This window comes from Hyphomicrobium sp. 01T421, from assembly GCF_056398805.1.
This window is the reverse complement of sequence record NZ_JBFTQC010000001.1, coordinates 1532671-1546086: the sequence shown is the minus strand read 5'-3', so window position 1 is coordinate 1546086 and position 13416 is coordinate 1532671. Positions and strand designations below refer to the sequence as shown.

Here is a 13416-nt window from a genome sequence, read left to right as displayed (position 1 = left end):
AAGTTGTGTCTTCTACCTCGGGTCATCCCTTCCGTCAATCCGTGCTTCTTTGTGTCACGCATGCTGGAAATGATTCAAAACTTCGCCGATCTGCTGGCTGACTTCGGCGATCGGCGCCATGCCGTTCACCGTTTTCAGCAACCGATGAGCATAATAGAAGCCAATCAACGGCGCCGTTTCGCGGTAGTAGGCGATCAGGCGCGTTTTCAGGGCTTCGGGGTTGTCGTCGGCCCGAACGGTGCCGCCGGCCGCGATCGTCTCCCGGGCGCGACATTCTATCCGCTCGATGAGCTTGGTATCGTCAACCTTGAGTTCGATGACGCAATCGATGTGGCGGCCCTTGGATTTCAAAAGGTCGTCGAGCGCGTCGGCCTGGGCCAGCGTGCGCGGAAACCCGTCAAGAATGAATCCCTTGACGCAATCGGGCTCGGAAATCCGGTCGGCGATGATGCCGATGACGATCTCGTCGCTGACGAGACCGCCTTCAGCCATGATCTTCTTCGCCTTGAGGCCGACCGGCGAACCCGCCTTAACGGCGGCGCGCAGCATGTCGCCGGTTGAAAGCTGCGGCAGTCCGAGGCGCTCGGAGATCAGCTGAGACTGTGTACCCTTGCCCGCCCCCGGCGGTCCAAGCAGCATCAGGATCATCGACGCGCTCCGCGAAGCTTAGCCTTCTTGATCAAGCCCTCATACTGCTGAGCGATGAGGTGGCTTTGTACTTGGGCGACGGTGTCCATCGTGACGCTGACGGCGATAAGGAGCGAGGTGCCGCCGAAGTAGAGCGGAATACCGGCATACGACGTCAGGATCTCGGGCAGTACGCAGACCGCGGCCAGATAGAGAGCGCCGACGACGGTGATGCGGGTCAAGACATAGTCGATATACTCGGCCGTCTTTTCGCCCGGACGGATACCGGGAAGGAAGCCGCCGTACTTACGGAGATTATCCGCTGTCTCCTTGGGGTTGATCACAACCGCCGTGTAGAAGAACGCGAAGAACAGGATCAATAGCGCGTAGACGAGCATGTGGAGCGGCTGGCCGCTACCAAGTGCTGCGACCGCAGTGTTCAGCCATTCCGGTCCCTGCCCTGCCGTGAACTGCGCGGCCGTGATCGGCAGCAGGAGGAGCGAGGATGCGAAGATCGGCGGAATGACGCCCGAGGAGTTGAGCTTCAGCGGCAAATGCGAGGCTTCGCCCTGGAACATCTTGTTCCCGACTTGTCGCTTCGGATACTGGACCAACAGGCGTCTTTGCGCGCGCTCGAAGAACACGATCGCGGCGACGACGGCCAAAGCCAACGTCAGGAAGAACACGAGAATTCCAGGCGAGATCGAGCCGGTGCGCGACAGCTCAAAGAGCTGCACCAACGCTCCGGGAAGTCCCGCGACGATGCCGGCGAAGATGATCAGCGATGTGCCGTTGCCGACGCCGCGCTGCGTGATCTGCTCGCCGAGCCACATCAGGAAGACGGTGCCGCCGACGAGCGTGATGACCGTCGTCAAGCGGAAGAACATGCCCGGGTCCAGAACGACGGTGCCGGCCGCGTTTCGCGAACCTTCGAGACCGACGGCGATGCCATAAGCCTGGAGTGCCGCGAGAACGACCGTCAGATACCGCGTATACTGGTTGATCTGTTTGCGGCCGGCCTCGCCTTCCTTCTTCAAAGCTTCGAGCTTCGGCGAGATCGAGCTCATCAACTGCATGATGATCGACGCCGAGATGTACGGCATGATGTTCAGCGCGAAAATCGCCAAACGCTCGAGGGCGCCACCCGAGAACATGTTGAACATGCCCAGGATGCCGCCGGCTTGTGACTTGAAGGTTTCGGCGAATGCCGCCGGATTGATGCCGGGCAGCGGAATGAACGTGCCGAGACGGAAAACGATCAGCGCGCCAAGCGTGAACCATAGGCGCCGCTTCAAATCCTCCGCCTTGGCGAAGGCTGAGAAGTTCAGATTCGAAGCAAGCTGCTCAGCAGCGGAAGCCATTGGTCTCTTCTCCTAACCGTTGCGACCGCGCCAAAAAGCGCTATCGCAACCTGGGCCCGGATAGCGCCGTTTCCGGCGCCTTCCGGCCTCGAACGCCCGACTAGGCCGGTCCCCCAAGCCCGATCGACCGCCCGCTTTTATTCCTCTGACTTCGCGGCGCCGGCAGGCTTCTTGCCCTTCGCGGCCTTCTTGTCAGCCGACTTCTTGCGCTTTTCTTCGTCTGCGGCGAGAACTTTGCGCTCGATCACGGTGACGCTGCCGCCGGCCTTCTCGATCGCTTCCTTAGCCTTTGCAGACGCGTGATTGACGGTGATCGAGATCTTGGACTTGATCTCGCCGTCGCCGAGGAGGCGAAGGCCGTCTTTTGCACGGCGTACGATGCCAGCTTCGATCAGCGACGCCAGGTCGACAGGCTTCGAGCCATCGAGGCGCTTGTCCTCGATCGCCTGCTGCAGTGAGCCGACATTGATCTCGTTGAAATGCTCAGGGCGCCACTTGTTGAAGCCGCGCTTCGGCAGACGACGATGCAAGGGCATCTGACCGCCTTCGAAGCCGCCGATCGCGACGCCTGTACGAGCCGTCTGGCCCTTGCCGCCGCGGCCACCCATCTTGCCCATACCCGAGCCGATGCCGCGACCGATGCGGACGCGGGTCTTCTTGGCGCCTGGGTTATCTTTAATGCCGTTCAGCCGCATGGTGCTTATTTCCCTTCTTCGACCTGAACGAGATGCTGAACTTTTTTCAGCATGCCGCGTACGGCCGGCGTGTCTTCAAGCGTGGAGGTGCGACCGAGCTTGTTCAGCCCGAGGCCGATCAGCGTACCGGTCTGCCGCTCGGGGCGCCTGTTGGCACTCCGCACCTGCTTCAGCGTGATCGTCTTCTTCGTCGCCATATCGTAACCTCAGGTCCTTTGTGAAGCGGCAGGACGAGCCTGCGCTTCCATTATATTTTTCAGACGTCCGCACCAGCCTCGGCCGCGGCCGAGCCGTCGCGACGACGCGACACGATGTCGGAAACCTTCTTGTTGCGGCGAGCTGCGACGCCGCGCGGATTTTCCTGCGCCTTGAGGGCGTCGAACGTCGCGCGGACAACGTTGTAGGGGTTCGTCGAACCCATCGACTTCGCAACGATGTCATGCACGCCGACCATCTCGAACACGGCGCGCATTGCGCCGCCTGCGATGATGCCCGTACCGGCCGGAGCCGAGCGCAGGATGACCTTGCCGGCGCCGTGGCGGCCAACGCTGTCATGGTGCAGCGTGCGAGCGTCGCGGAGCGGTACGCGAAGAAGGTTGCGCTTTGCAGCTTCGGTCGCCTTGCGGATCGCCTCCGGAACCTCACGCGCCTTGCCGTGGCCGAAGCCGACGCGGCCTTTCAGGTCGCCGACGACGACGAGCGCAGCAAAGCCGAAGCGCTTACCGCCCTTGACGACCTTGGCGACACGATTGATATGAACGAGCTTATCGGAAAACTCGCTATCGCGCTCCTCGCGATCTCTGCCACGGTCTCTCTGGGGTCCACGTGCCACGTTTCGGTTCCTCTCGGGTATCTCTTAAAACTTCAGGCCGCCGTCGCGGGCGGCATCGGCGAGCGCCTTGACGCGCCCATGAAACAGGAAGCCGCCGCGGTCGAAAACGACCTCAGTGACGCCGGCTTTGACGGCGCGCTCGGCGACGAGCTTGCCGATAGCAGCAGCTGCTGCTTTGTCGGCACCCGTCTTGAGCGAGCCTTTGACGTCTTTTTCAAGCGTCGAAGCCGATGCGAGCGTTACGCCCTTCACGTCGTCGATCACCTGCGCGTAGATATTCTCCGACGAGCGGTGAATGGAAAGCCGGGGACGACCGTTCGAGGCGGCCCTGAGGCTTCTGCGAACACGCGCTTTGCGGTTCGTAAATTTGTAATTGATGTTGGCCATCGGTGCCGGTCCTACTTCTTCTTGCCTTCCTTGCGGAGGATGTATTCGCCCTTATAGCGTACGCCTTTGCCTTGGTAGGGCTCGGGCTTGCGCGAGGCACGGATGATGGATGCCACTTGGCCCACCGCCTGCTTATCGATGCCGGAGACCGACACCAGTTCGCTTTTGGCGCCGCCGACCTTTACGTCGATGCCCGCCGGGATCTTAAGCACGACGTCGTGGCTGTAGCCGACGGAAAGCGTCAGCGTGTCCTTGCCCTTCATCGAGGCCTTGAAGCCGACGCCGTGGATCTCGAGATCCTGGCTGTAACCGTCGGTCACGCCCTTTATGAGGTTCGCGATCTGAGTCCGCGACATCCCCCACTCGGAGCGTGCAACCTTCGTGTCTTCGAGAAGGCTGACGTCGATGCCTTCATCCGACCGCTGGACTTTCAAAGCGTCGGGAACCGTGAAGGCGAGCTCGCCCTTGGGACCCTTCATCTTGACGGTCTGACCGCTGATCGTCGCCGTCACGTTCGACGGGACCGGAACGGGTTTCTTACCGATGCGCGACATGGCTTATTCGAACCTTGTTTCGCCGAGGCCTGGGCCTCAGCCTTAGAATATGTTGCAGATGACTTCGCCGCCGACGTTGGCTTCGCGCGCCTTCGAGTCCGACATGACACCCTTCGGCGTCGACAGAATAGCAACGCCGAGGCCGTTGGCGACGATCGGAATTCCCTTTACTGCCGAGTAGACGCGACGGCCCGGCTTCGAAATGCGCTCGATCTCACGGATGGCCGGCTGGCCATTGTAATACTTGAGCTCGATTTCGAACTGGGGCAGTTCGCCCTTCAATTCGACGCGGCTGTAGCCACGGATGTAACCTTCCTCGGCGAGCACGTCGAGGACGCGGGCGCGGAGGCTAGAAGCGGGGGTGGCGACCTTCGGCCGGCGACGCATCTGCGCGTTCCGGATGCGGGTCAGCATATCGCCCAACGGATCATTCACGGACATTGATGCTTCCTCTTACCAGCTCGCCTTGACCATGCCCGGGATACGGCCCTGGCTCGCCAGCTCGCGGAGCTGGTTGCGGCACATCCTGAGCTTGCGGTAGTTGCCGCGGGGGCGGCCGGTGATCTCGCAACGATTGCGGATGCGAACCTTCGAGCCGTTGCGCGGCATCTCGGCAAGCTTAAGGCGCGCGGCGAAACGCTCTTCCGGCGTCTTCGTCCTGTCCTTGGCGAGTAGCTTCAAGCGCTTGCGCTTGGGAGCCTGCTCGGCCGTCATCTTGCGACGCCGGTTATTCTTTTCAATCGAACTGGTCTTAGCCATTTCATCTCCTCCAAAGGCCTTTCGGCTTTCTGCCGAGGTCCTCTAGCTACGGAACGGGAAGTTGAAGCCCTTGAGCAATTCACGGGCTTCTTCGTCAGTTTTGGCCGACGTGCAAACGATCACGTCGAGGCCCAATACGTTGTCGACCTTGTCGTAGTCGATCTCGGGGAACACGAGGTGCTCCTTGAGGCCGGTCGCGTAGTTGCCACGGCCGTCGAAGCTCTTCGGGTTCAGGCCCCGGAAGTCCTTCACCCGCGGCAGAGCGATCGTTACGAACCGATCAAGAAATTCGTACATGCGGTCGCCGCGCAGCGTCACCTTGGCGCCGATCGCCATGCCTTCGCGAAGCTTGTACGTGGCGATCGCCTTACGGGCCCGCGTGATAACCGGCTTCTGGCCGGCGATCAAAGCGAGATCCGATGCTGCGACGTCAACTTTCTTGCGGTCGTTGACGGCTTCGCCGACGCCCATGTTGATCACGATCTTCTCGAGACGCGGGATCTGCATCACGTTCGAGTAGCCGAACTTCTCTTTGAGAGCGTCGCGAACGACCTTCTCATAGTGAGACTTGAAGCGCGGCTTGTAGTCAGCGGGGCGCGGAGCCGCAGGCTCGCGCGGAGCTGCAGCAGCGGCCTTCTTGTCGGCCCGAGCCTTCTTTGCTTCGCCTGCGCCTTGCGGCGAGCCGCCCTGAGGCTTGGCGCCTTTTGCTGTATCTTTTGCCATGGCCTAGTTCTTCTCCGGGATCTGCTCGCCCGAACGCTTTGCGATGCGGACCTTCTTGCCGTCTTCAAGGAACTTGAATCCGACGCGCGACGGCTTGCCGTCCTTAGGGTCCTCGATCGCGAGGTTCGAGAGGTCGATCGGACCTTCCTTGGAAATGATGCCGCCTTCCTGCGACGCCGACTGGCGCTGGTGACGGCGCACCATGTTGACGCCGCGAACGAGTGCGCGGTGTTCCTTCGGGCGGATCTCAATCACTTCGCCCCGCTTGCCCTTGTCGCGGCCGGCGAGAACGACGACTTTGTCGCCCTTCTTGATTTTAAATGCCGACATCAGAGGACCTCCGGCGCAAGCGATACGATCTTCATATGGTTCTTCGCGCGAAGTTCACGCGTTACGGGTCCGAAAATACGCGTTCCGACAGGCTCGCCGTTGGCATTGATCAGAACGGCGGCGTTGCGGTCGAAGCGGATCAGCGAGCCATCGGCCCGGCGGATACCCTTCGCGACGCGAACGATCACGGCCTTCATCACCTGACCCTTCTTGACGCGGCCCTTCGGGATCGCCTCCTTGACGGAGACAACGATGGTGTCACCCACCGTCGCGTACTTGCGCTTCGAGCCGCCCAGCACTTTGATGCACTGAACGCGGCGCGCGCCCGAGTTGTCGGCGACGTCGAGATTGCTCTCCATCTGGATCATCGCGTCGTTCCTTCTTTCACGGCCTCAAGAGCCTTGCTCTCGAAGCCCATCTCTACATTTGCCGTTCTGGCTCGCGGGGTCTTGGGAAAATCTCCCAACTCTCCGACGGCTCGAAAGGCGGCTCCCGGCGTTCGATCGCTCGGCGAATCGAGGCTTATAACCTCAACTGGCTATCGCAATCCAACGTTTGTTCTTGGAAATCGGCCGCGTCTCTTCGATTGAGACCTGGTCGCCAACCTTGAACGAATTCTGTTCATCGTGTGCGTGATACTTCTTCGTACGGCGCACGGTCTTTTTAAGCAGCGGATGGGTGTAGCGACGCTCGACCTGAACGACGATGGTCTTGTCGTTCTTGTCGGATACCACGACTCCCTGCAGCACGCGCTTCGGCATAATCTCGTTCTCCCTTACGCGCCTTTTTTGACGCTGCCACCGCGCCGGGCAACGGCTGCGGTCTTCATGCGCGCGATATCTCGACGGACGAGCCGGATGCGCGCCGTGTTTTCAAGTTGGCCAGAAGCCCGCTGAAAGCGCAGGTTGAACTGCTCCTTCTTGAGCTTCGCCAGCTGTTCATCGAGCTGATCGAGCGACATGCCCTTTAAATTGTCGGCCATGACTATCACCTCGCCTATTCGATCCGCGTAACGACGCGGCATTTGATGGGCAGCTTGGCGGCTCCAAGAATGAGAGCTTCTTTCGCCACTTGCTGATTGACACCGCCGAGCTCGAAAATGATGCGGCCAGGCTTGACGCGCGCCACCCAAAGCTCGGGCGAACCCTTACCGGAGCCCATGCGGACTTCGGCTGGCTTCTTCGACACCGGCACGTCCGGGAAGATGCGGAGCCACATGCGGCCGGCACGCTTCGTGTGACGAGCGATGGCGCGACGCGCGGCTTCGATCTGGCGCGCCGACAGGCGCTCCGGCTCCATGGCCTTCAGACCCACTTCGCCGTAAGCGAGCGTGGTGCCCGACTTGGCGGCGCCGTGGATCCGGCCCTTAAACTGTTTGCGGAACTTCGTCCGTTTCGGTTGCAGCATGATGAGTTGCCTCTAGGATCCTTACGCTTCTGGCGTCGATGAGCCGGCATCCGAGGCCGCCGGCGCGTTACCGCCGCCGCCTGCACCACCGCCACCGCCTGGGCCACGTCCACCACCACGTCCGCCGCGTCCCGGACGACGGTCACGGCGATCGCCGCGGTCATCGTCACGACGGGGGCGCGGTGCGCCGGTCTCTTGCATTTCAGTGAGCTTCCGGTCGGAGGCCATCGGATCGTGCTCGATGATCTCGCCCTTGAAGACCCAAACCTTGATGCCGATGATGCCGTAGGCCGTACGCGCAACGCCGTAGCCGAAGTCGATGTCGGCGCGGAGCGTGTGTAGTGGCACGCGGCCTTCACGATACCACTCAGTACGAGCGATTTCAGCGCCGCCCAAGCGGCCGGCAACGTTGATACGAATACCGACCGCGCCAAGACGCAGCGCCGACTGAACGGCGCGCTTCATTGCACGGCGGAACGCGACGCGGCGTTCGAGCTGCTGGGCGATACCTTCGGCGATCAGCACAGCGTCGATCTCGGGCTTGCGGATCTCGAGGATGTTCAGGTGAACTTCCGAGCTCGTCAGCTTTGCGAGATCAGCGCGGAGGCGCTCGATCTTCTCACCCTTCTTGCCGATCAGAATGCCGGGACGGGCAGTCATGACCGTGACGCGGCACTTCTTGTGCGGGCGCTCGATGACGACCTTGGAGATGCCAGCTTCGCGCTGCTCTTTCATGATGTGAGCGCGGATCGCACGGTCCTCGTGCAACAGTCTGCCGTATTCACCGCGAGCGGCGAACCAGCGGCTGTCCCATGTCCGGTTGATACCGAGACGGAGGCCGACGGGATTGACTTTTTGACCCATATTACTTGGCCTCCTTGGCCGCCGCGGCGGGCTTCGACGCGGACTTCTTTCCGGCTTTCTTCTCGGTCTTTTCCTCTTCGACCTGGCGGACGATGACGGTCAGCTGCGAGAAAGGCTTCATGATCGAAGCGCCGCGGCCACGGCCACGAGCGTGGAAGCGCTTCATCACCAGGTTCTTGCCAACGAACGCTTCAGCAACGATCAGATCGTTGACGTCGAGCGAGTGGTTGTTCTCGGCGTTTGCAACGGCGCTCATCACGCATTTGCGGACGTCGCCGGCGATCCGCTTCTCGCTGAACTCGAGAACGGCCAACGCCTGATCAACCTTCTTACCACGGATCAAGCCCGCGACGAGGTTGAGCTTCTGCGGTGAAATGCGCAGCGACTTGAGAACTGCTTGGGCCTCGGTGTCGGGGAGGCGCCGCTCATGGCTTGGCTTGCCCATTATCTCTTCACCGCTTTCTTGTCGCCGCCATGCCCGTGGAAAATACGGGTTGGTGCGAATTCACCGAACTTGTGGCCGATCATGTCCTCCGTCACGTTGACGGGGATGTGCTTCTGGCCGTTGTGCACGCCGAAGGTCAGGCCGACGAACTGGGGCAGGATCGTAGAGCGGCGGCTCCAGATCTTGATAACTTCGTTGCGCCCCGATGCGCGCGACTTGTCCGCCTTCTTAAGGAGGTAGCCGTCAACGAACGGACCTTTCCAGACTGAACGTGTCAAAGTCGATCTCCTTCAGTTCGCCGCTACTTCTTCGCCTTTTGGCGCGAGCGTACGATGTATTTCGTGGTCGTCTTGTTCTTGCGAGTCTTGAAGCCCTTGGTCGGCTTGCCCCAAGGCGTCGCCCAGTGCTTGCCGCCCTTCGTACGACCACCGTTCGGGTGATCGACCGGGTTCATCGCGATCGAGCGAACCGTCGGACGGCGGCCCTGCCAGCGCGTGCGGCCAGCCTTGCCCGTGACGGTGTTCATGTGGTCGGGGTTCGAAACCGCGCCGACAGTCGCCATGCAATCGGCGCTGACCTTGCGTGTCTCGCCCGAGTTCAAGCGCAACACTGCATAACCAGAGTCGCGGCCGACGAGCTGAACGAACGAACCAGCGGAACGTGCGACCTGACCGCCCTTGCCGGGCTTCATCTCGACGTTATGCACGATCGTGCCGATCGGCATCGCCGAAAGCGGCATCGCGTTGCCGGGCTTCACGTCGACTTTCGGTCCCGCGACGACGCTGTCGCCAACGGCCAGGCGCTGCGGCGCCAGGATGTAGGCCTGCGTGCCGTCTTCGTACTTGATCAGAGCGATGAACGCGGTCCGGTTCGGATCGTACTCAAGGCGCTCGACACTTGCGGGCAAATCGAACTTCCGGCGACGGAAATCGATCCGGCGATAGGACTGCTTCGCGCCGCCGCCGATGTGGCGTGACGTGATGCGGCCATCGCTATTGCGACCGCCGGTCTTGGTCTTGCCCTCGACGAGCGTCTTGAGTGGACCGCCCTTCCAGAGCATCGAACGGTCGACCTGGATCAGGTGGCGACGTCCGGGCGATGTCGGGTTGTATGTCTTAAGCGCCATGGTGCGTTATCCTCAGAGCCCTGTCGTCACGTCGATGGAATGACCTTCCTCGAGCGTCACGATGGCCCTCTTCGTATCGCTCAAAAGCGCCTTGATGCCCTTGAACGTTCTCTGCTTGCCCTTGCGGACGATCGTATTGACGCCCTTCACCTTGACCTTGAACAAGCCTTCGATGGCCGACTTGATCTCGGGTTTCGTCGCGTCGCGCCTGACCTTGAAGATCACTTGGTTCGCCTCGGAGGCGAGCGTCGCCTTCTCGGTGATCACCGGCGCGACGATGACGTCGTAAGCGGATCGTTTGCTCGTCATTTGAAGCGCGCCTCCAGCGCTGCGACGGCGGCCCGGGTCAGCACCAGCTTCTTACGACGAAGAATGTCGTAGACGTTGATGCCCTGGATCGGGAGCACGTCGATGTTCGGGATGTTGCGAGCGGCGCGTGCGAAGGTCGGCTCGAGGTCGGCACCATCGATGATGAGCGCGTTCACGAGCGAGAGCTTGGCGAACTGAGCCTTCAGCGCAGCCGTCTTGCCTTCGGACGACGTAGCCTTATCGATGACGATGATCTCGCCGGCCTTGGCCTTCGAGGACAGCGCATGACGAAGAGCGAGTGCGCGCACCTTCTTCGGCATGTCGATCGCATGCGAGCGCGGCTTCGGGCCAAACGCCTTGCCGCCGCCGCGGAACTGCGGAGCCGACTTGTCGCCGTGACGGGCGCCGCCGGTGCCCTTCTGCTTGTACATCTTCTTGCCCGTGACCGCGACTTCCGAGCGGTCCTGAGCGTGATGCGTGCCGGCCATACGCTTCAGGGTCTGATAGCGCACCATGCGGTGGATGAGATCCTTACGAACCTCAAGACCGAAGATGTTGTCGGCAAGCTCAATATCGCCGGCGTTGCCGGACTCGAGGCTGGTGACTTCAGCTTTCATCACGCGCCTTCCTTCTTCGCTTCGCCGCGCGCCTTGAATGCGCCGGGCTTCGGAGCATCCGCGTGCGCGGCCTTCTTGACGGCGTCGCGAACGACGACCCAGCCGCCCTTGGAACCCGGGACCGCGCCTCGAACCATCACGAGACCACGTTCCTTATCGATCTTGGCAACGACGAGATTCTGCGTCGTGACGCGCTCGTCGCCCATGTGTCCGGCCATCTTCTTGCCTTTGAACACCTTGCCGGGATCCTGGCGCTGACCGGTCGAACCGTGGGCACGGTGCGTGACCGAGACGCCGTGAGTTGCCCGCAGACCGCCGAAGTTCCAGCGCTTCATGGCGCCCTGGAAACCCTTACCCTGGGTGGTGCCCGTCACGTCGACGAACTGGCCAGGCACGAAGTGGTCAGCGGTTATTTCCGCGCCAACATCGATGAGGTTCTCAGGACTGACACGAAACTCTGCCAACTTGCGCTTCGGCTCGACTTCAGCCTTCGCGAAAGTGCCGCGTTCGGACTTCGTCAGACGCGAGGGTTTCCTCGTGCCGCCGCCGACCTGGATTGCGGTATAGCCGTTCTTCTCCTCAGTGCGGTGCGCGAGAACCTGCAGGTTCTCCAGACGCAGCACCGTGACGGGAACGTGTTCGCCCGCGTCGGTGAAGATCCGGGTCATACCGATCTTCTGTGCTATCACTCCGGAACGCATTTGCATTCCTTCCTATCGTTGGGGCCGTTCGCGTTACCGCCAGAGGGCCCGTAAGTTCTGGTTCTGGTTTTTAGAGCTTGATCTCGACGTCGACACCGGCTGCGAGATCGAGCTTCATGAGGGCATCGACCGTCTGCGGCGTGGGATCGACGATGTCGAGCAAACGCTTGTGGGTCCGCATTTCGAACTGCTCGCGGCTCTTCTTGTCGATGTGCGGCGAACGGTTCACCGTGAAGCGCTCAATGCGCGTCGGCAGCGGAATGGGACCGCGAACCTCAGCACCAGTGCGCTTCGCCGTATTCACGATCTCGCGGGTCGACGCATCGAGTATTCGATGATCGAAGGCTTTGAGCCGGATGCGGATGTTTTGGCCGTGCATGGCTTTTTGCTTTCACTTCTCGCGAAAAAAGATTGGGGGAAGCGAACCGAAGGGACGCTTCCCCTGAAATGCCTGCTACTCGAGGATCTTCGTAACCACGCCGGCGCCGACGGTGCGGCCGCCTTCGCGAATGGCGAAGCGGACCTTCTCTTCCATTGCGATCGGCTGCACGAGCTCGACGGTTACCGAGACGTTGTCGCCCGGCATAACCATTTCCGTACCTTCGGCGAGCTTAACGGTGCCCGTGACGTCGGTCGTGCGGAAATAGAACTGCGGACGGTAGTTCGTGAAGAACGGCGTATGCCGGCCGCCCTCTTCCTTGTTCAGGATGTAGGCTTCGGCAGCGAACTTCTTGTGCGGCTTAACAGAGCCCGGCTTGCAGAGAACCTGGCCACGCTCGACAGCTTCCTTGTCGATGCCGCGAAGGAGGCAGCCGACGTTGTCGCCAGCTTCGCCAGAGTCGAGGAGCTTGCGGAACATTTCGACGCCGGTGACAACCGACTTCTGTGTGTCGCGAAGACCAACGATCTCGACTTCTTCGCCGACCTTGATGACGCCGCGCTCGATACGGCCGGTGACGACGGTGCCACGGCCAGAGATCGAAAACACGTCTTCGATCGGCATCAGGAACGGCTGATCCTTCGGACGCTCAGGGATCGGGATGAAGGTATCCATCGCCTCGTAAAGCTTGAGGATAGCTTCGTCCGCGAGCGGGCCCTTCTCACCGTTGAGGGCCTTGACGGCTGCGCCGCGGATGACCGGGGTGTCGTCGCCCGGGAACTGGTACTTCGAGAGCAGTTCGCGGACTTCCATTTCGACGAGATCAAGGAGTTCTTCGTCTTCGACGATATCGCACTTGTTCAGGAAGACGACGATCTTCGGCACGCCGACCTGGCGAGCGAGAAGGATGTGCTCGCGCGTCTGGGGCATCGGGCCGTCGACAGCGGAAACAACTAGGATCGCGCCGTCCATCTGAGCGGCACCGGTGATCATGTTCTTGACGTAGTCGGCGTGGCCGGGGCAGTCGACGTGTGCATAGTGACGGTTCGGCGTCGCGTATTCGACGTGCGACGTGGCGATCGTCAGAATCTTGGTCGGGTCGCGGCGGCCCTGGCTCTCGGAAGCCTTCGCAACTTCGTCATAAGCGATCGAAGTCGCTGTCCAGCCGCGGTCGGCTGAAACCTTCGTCAAGGCTGCGGTCAGCGTGGTCTTGCCGTGGTCGACGTGTCCGATCGTACCGACGTTGCAATGCGGCTTGTTCCGCTCGAATTTTGCCTTCGCCATCGTTGGCTCTCCTTAG

24 protein-coding genes are annotated in these 13416 nt (G+C 61.3%); all 24 read right to left on the bottom strand.

What is annotated here, in order from left to right:
* Positions 1-54: 54 nt before the first annotated feature.
* The 24 genes from AC1DK3_RS06995 to tuf all read right to left on the bottom strand — a co-directional run bounded on the left by AC1DK3_RS06995 (position 55) and on the right by tuf (position 13400).
* A complete protein-coding gene (locus AC1DK3_RS06995) occupies positions 55-648 on the bottom strand; it encodes an adenylate kinase (protein ID WP_477191523.1) in 594 nt (197 codons plus the stop codon).
* Positions 645-1988, bottom strand: coding sequence for a preprotein translocase subunit SecY (gene secY, locus AC1DK3_RS06990; protein WP_477191522.1), 1344 nt, complete (start codon positions 1986-1988; stop codon positions 645-647). The genes AC1DK3_RS06995 and secY overlap by 4 nt, the downstream gene beginning before the upstream one ends.
* Positions 1989-2125: 137 nt before the next feature.
* A complete protein-coding gene (gene rplO / locus AC1DK3_RS06985) occupies positions 2126-2683 on the bottom strand; it encodes a 50S ribosomal protein L15 (protein WP_477191521.1) in 558 nt (185 codons plus the stop codon).
* 5 nt (positions 2684-2688) lie between these two features.
* Positions 2689-2880, bottom strand: a complete 192-nt coding sequence (rpmD, locus tag AC1DK3_RS06980) for a 50S ribosomal protein L30 (protein WP_339084480.1) — start codon at positions 2878-2880, stop codon at positions 2689-2691.
* Between the two features lie 59 nt (positions 2881-2939).
* Positions 2940-3515 (bottom strand): 30S ribosomal protein S5, encoded by a 576-nt coding sequence (gene rpsE, locus AC1DK3_RS06975; protein WP_477191520.1) that lies wholly within the window; start codon positions 3513-3515, stop codon positions 2940-2942.
* Positions 3516-3539: 24 nt separating this feature from the next.
* Positions 3540-3902 carry a 50S ribosomal protein L18 gene (rplR, locus tag AC1DK3_RS06970; protein ID WP_477191519.1) on the bottom strand — a complete coding sequence of 121 codons (363 nt, stop codon included), beginning with the start codon at positions 3900-3902 and terminating at the stop codon, positions 3540-3542.
* A gap of 11 nt (positions 3903-3913) precedes the next feature.
* A complete protein-coding gene (gene rplF, locus AC1DK3_RS06965; RefSeq protein WP_477191518.1) occupies positions 3914-4456 on the bottom strand; it encodes a 50S ribosomal protein L6 in 543 nt (180 codons plus the stop codon).
* A 42-nt stretch (positions 4457-4498) separates the two neighbouring features.
* Positions 4499-4897 carry a 30S ribosomal protein S8 gene (gene rpsH / locus AC1DK3_RS06960; protein WP_092866877.1) on the bottom strand — a complete coding sequence of 133 codons (399 nt, stop codon included), beginning with the start codon at positions 4895-4897 and terminating at the stop codon, positions 4499-4501.
* A 12-nt stretch (positions 4898-4909) separates the two neighbouring features.
* Positions 4910-5215, bottom strand: a complete 306-nt coding sequence (rpsN, locus tag AC1DK3_RS06955) for a 30S ribosomal protein S14 (RefSeq protein WP_045835888.1) — start codon at positions 5213-5215, stop codon at positions 4910-4912.
* 42 nt (positions 5216-5257) lie between these two features.
* Positions 5258-5938, bottom strand: coding sequence for a 50S ribosomal protein L5 (rplE, locus tag AC1DK3_RS06950; protein WP_477191517.1), 681 nt, complete (start codon positions 5936-5938; stop codon positions 5258-5260).
* A 3-nt stretch (positions 5939-5941) separates the two neighbouring features.
* The gene (rplX, locus tag AC1DK3_RS06945) at positions 5942-6268 is read right to left on the bottom strand and encodes a 50S ribosomal protein L24 (RefSeq protein WP_477191516.1); all 327 of its coding nucleotides are present in this window, start codon (positions 6266-6268) and stop codon (positions 5942-5944) included.
* Positions 6268-6636, bottom strand: coding sequence for a 50S ribosomal protein L14 (rplN, locus tag AC1DK3_RS06940; protein ID WP_013215056.1), 369 nt, complete (start codon positions 6634-6636; stop codon positions 6268-6270). The genes rplX and rplN overlap by 1 nt, the downstream gene beginning before the upstream one ends.
* A gap of 162 nt (positions 6637-6798) precedes the next feature.
* Positions 6799-7029 carry a 30S ribosomal protein S17 gene (rpsQ, locus tag AC1DK3_RS06935; protein WP_092866881.1) on the bottom strand — a complete coding sequence of 77 codons (231 nt, stop codon included), beginning with the start codon at positions 7027-7029 and terminating at the stop codon, positions 6799-6801.
* A gap of 14 nt (positions 7030-7043) precedes the next feature.
* A complete protein-coding gene (rpmC, locus tag AC1DK3_RS06930; protein ID WP_477191515.1) occupies positions 7044-7250 on the bottom strand; it encodes a 50S ribosomal protein L29 in 207 nt (68 codons plus the stop codon).
* A 14-nt stretch (positions 7251-7264) separates the two neighbouring features.
* Complete coding sequence (gene rplP, locus AC1DK3_RS06925) at positions 7265-7675, bottom strand: 50S ribosomal protein L16 (protein WP_045835883.1); 411 nt, start codon at positions 7673-7675, stop codon at positions 7265-7267.
* Positions 7676-7696: 21 nt separating this feature from the next.
* Entirely contained in the window at positions 7697-8539 is an 843-nt protein-coding gene (gene rpsC / locus AC1DK3_RS06920) for a 30S ribosomal protein S3 (RefSeq protein WP_477191514.1), read from the bottom strand.
* A 1-nt stretch (position 8540) separates the two neighbouring features.
* A complete protein-coding gene (rplV, locus tag AC1DK3_RS06915) occupies positions 8541-8984 on the bottom strand; it encodes a 50S ribosomal protein L22 (RefSeq protein ID WP_477191513.1) in 444 nt (147 codons plus the stop codon).
* Complete coding sequence (rpsS, locus tag AC1DK3_RS06910) at positions 8984-9262, bottom strand: 30S ribosomal protein S19 (protein ID WP_045835880.1); 279 nt, start codon at positions 9260-9262, stop codon at positions 8984-8986. Before rpsS ends, rplV begins: the two co-directional genes overlap by 1 nt.
* A 23-nt stretch (positions 9263-9285) precedes the next feature.
* Positions 9286-10110, bottom strand: a complete 825-nt coding sequence (rplB, locus tag AC1DK3_RS06905; RefSeq protein WP_477191512.1) for a 50S ribosomal protein L2 — start codon at positions 10108-10110, stop codon at positions 9286-9288.
* Positions 10111-10122: 12 nt separating this feature from the next.
* Positions 10123-10419: a 50S ribosomal protein L23 gene (locus AC1DK3_RS06900; RefSeq protein WP_339084486.1), complete on the bottom strand. Its 297-nt coding sequence runs from the start codon at positions 10417-10419 to the stop codon at positions 10123-10125.
* Positions 10416-11036, bottom strand: a complete 621-nt coding sequence (rplD, locus tag AC1DK3_RS06895; protein ID WP_477191511.1) for a 50S ribosomal protein L4 — start codon at positions 11034-11036, stop codon at positions 10416-10418. Before rplD ends, AC1DK3_RS06900 begins: the two co-directional genes overlap by 4 nt.
* A complete protein-coding gene (gene rplC, locus AC1DK3_RS06890) occupies positions 11036-11737 on the bottom strand; it encodes a 50S ribosomal protein L3 (protein ID WP_045837841.1) in 702 nt (233 codons plus the stop codon). The genes rplD and rplC overlap by 1 nt, the downstream gene beginning before the upstream one ends.
* 70 nt (positions 11738-11807) lie before the next feature.
* Entirely contained in the window at positions 11808-12116 is a 309-nt protein-coding gene (rpsJ, locus tag AC1DK3_RS06885) for a 30S ribosomal protein S10 (protein WP_013215045.1), read from the bottom strand.
* Positions 12117-12191: 75 nt separating this feature from the next.
* Positions 12192-13400: an elongation factor Tu gene (gene tuf, locus AC1DK3_RS06880; RefSeq protein WP_477191510.1), complete on the bottom strand. Its 1209-nt coding sequence runs from the start codon at positions 13398-13400 to the stop codon at positions 12192-12194.
* Between the last annotated feature and the right edge of the window lie 16 nt (positions 13401-13416).

Coding starts and splice junctions, on each gene's coding strand:
- AC1DK3_RS06995 (WP_477191523.1), bottom strand. CDS start 648: ATGATCCTGATGCTGCTTGGACCGCCGGGGGCGGGCAAGGGTACACAG.
- secY (WP_477191522.1), bottom strand. CDS start 1,988: ATGGCTTCCGCTGCTGAGCAGCTTGCTTCGAATCTGAACTTCTCAGCC.
- rplO (WP_477191521.1), bottom strand. CDS start 2,683: ATGCGGCTGAACGGCATTAAAGATAACCCAGGCGCCAAGAAGACCCGC.
- rpmD (WP_339084480.1), bottom strand. CDS start 2,880: ATGGCGACGAAGAAGACGATCACGCTGAAGCAGGTGCGGAGTGCCAAC.
- rplR (WP_477191519.1), bottom strand. CDS start 3,902: ATGGCCAACATCAATTACAAATTTACGAACCGCAAAGCGCGTGTTCGC.
- rplF (WP_477191518.1), bottom strand. CDS start 4,456: ATGTCGCGCATCGGTAAGAAACCCGTTCCGGTCCCGTCGAACGTGACG.
- rpsH (WP_092866877.1), bottom strand. CDS start 4,897: ATGTCCGTGAATGATCCGTTGGGCGATATGCTGACCCGCATCCGGAAC.
- rpsN (WP_045835888.1), bottom strand. CDS start 5,215: ATGGCTAAGACCAGTTCGATTGAAAAGAATAACCGGCGTCGCAAGATG.
- rplE (WP_477191517.1), bottom strand. CDS start 5,938: ATGGCAAAAGATACAGCAAAAGGCGCCAAGCCTCAGGGCGGCTCGCCG.
- rplX (WP_477191516.1), bottom strand. CDS start 6,268: ATGTCGGCATTTAAAATCAAGAAGGGCGACAAAGTCGTCGTTCTCGCC.
- rplN (WP_013215056.1), bottom strand. CDS start 6,636: ATGATCCAGATGGAGAGCAATCTCGACGTCGCCGACAACTCGGGCGCG.
- rpsQ (WP_092866881.1), bottom strand. CDS start 7,029: ATGCCGAAGCGCGTGCTGCAGGGAGTCGTGGTATCCGACAAGAACGAC.
- rpmC (WP_477191515.1), bottom strand. CDS start 7,250: ATGGCCGACAATTTAAAGGGCATGTCGCTCGATCAGCTCGATGAACAG.
- rplP (WP_045835883.1), bottom strand. CDS start 7,675: ATGCTGCAACCGAAACGGACGAAGTTCCGCAAACAGTTTAAGGGCCGG.
- rpsC (WP_477191514.1), bottom strand. CDS start 8,539: ATGGGTCAAAAAGTCAATCCCGTCGGCCTCCGTCTCGGTATCAACCGG.
- rplV (WP_477191513.1), bottom strand. CDS start 8,984: ATGGGCAAGCCAAGCCATGAGCGGCGCCTCCCCGACACCGAGGCCCAA.
- rplB (WP_477191512.1), bottom strand. CDS start 10,110: ATGGCGCTTAAGACATACAACCCGACATCGCCCGGACGTCGCCACCTG.
- AC1DK3_RS06900 (WP_339084486.1), bottom strand. CDS start 10,419: ATGACGAGCAAACGATCCGCTTACGACGTCATCGTCGCGCCGGTGATC.
- rplD (WP_477191511.1), bottom strand. CDS start 11,036: ATGAAAGCTGAAGTCACCAGCCTCGAGTCCGGCAACGCCGGCGATATT.
- rplC (WP_045837841.1), bottom strand. CDS start 11,737: ATGCGTTCCGGAGTGATAGCACAGAAGATCGGTATGACCCGGATCTTC.
- rpsJ (WP_013215045.1), bottom strand. CDS start 12,116: ATGCACGGCCAAAACATCCGCATCCGGCTCAAAGCCTTCGATCATCGA.
- tuf (WP_477191510.1), bottom strand. CDS start 13,400: ATGGCGAAGGCAAAATTCGAGCGGAACAAGCCGCATTGCAACGTCGGT.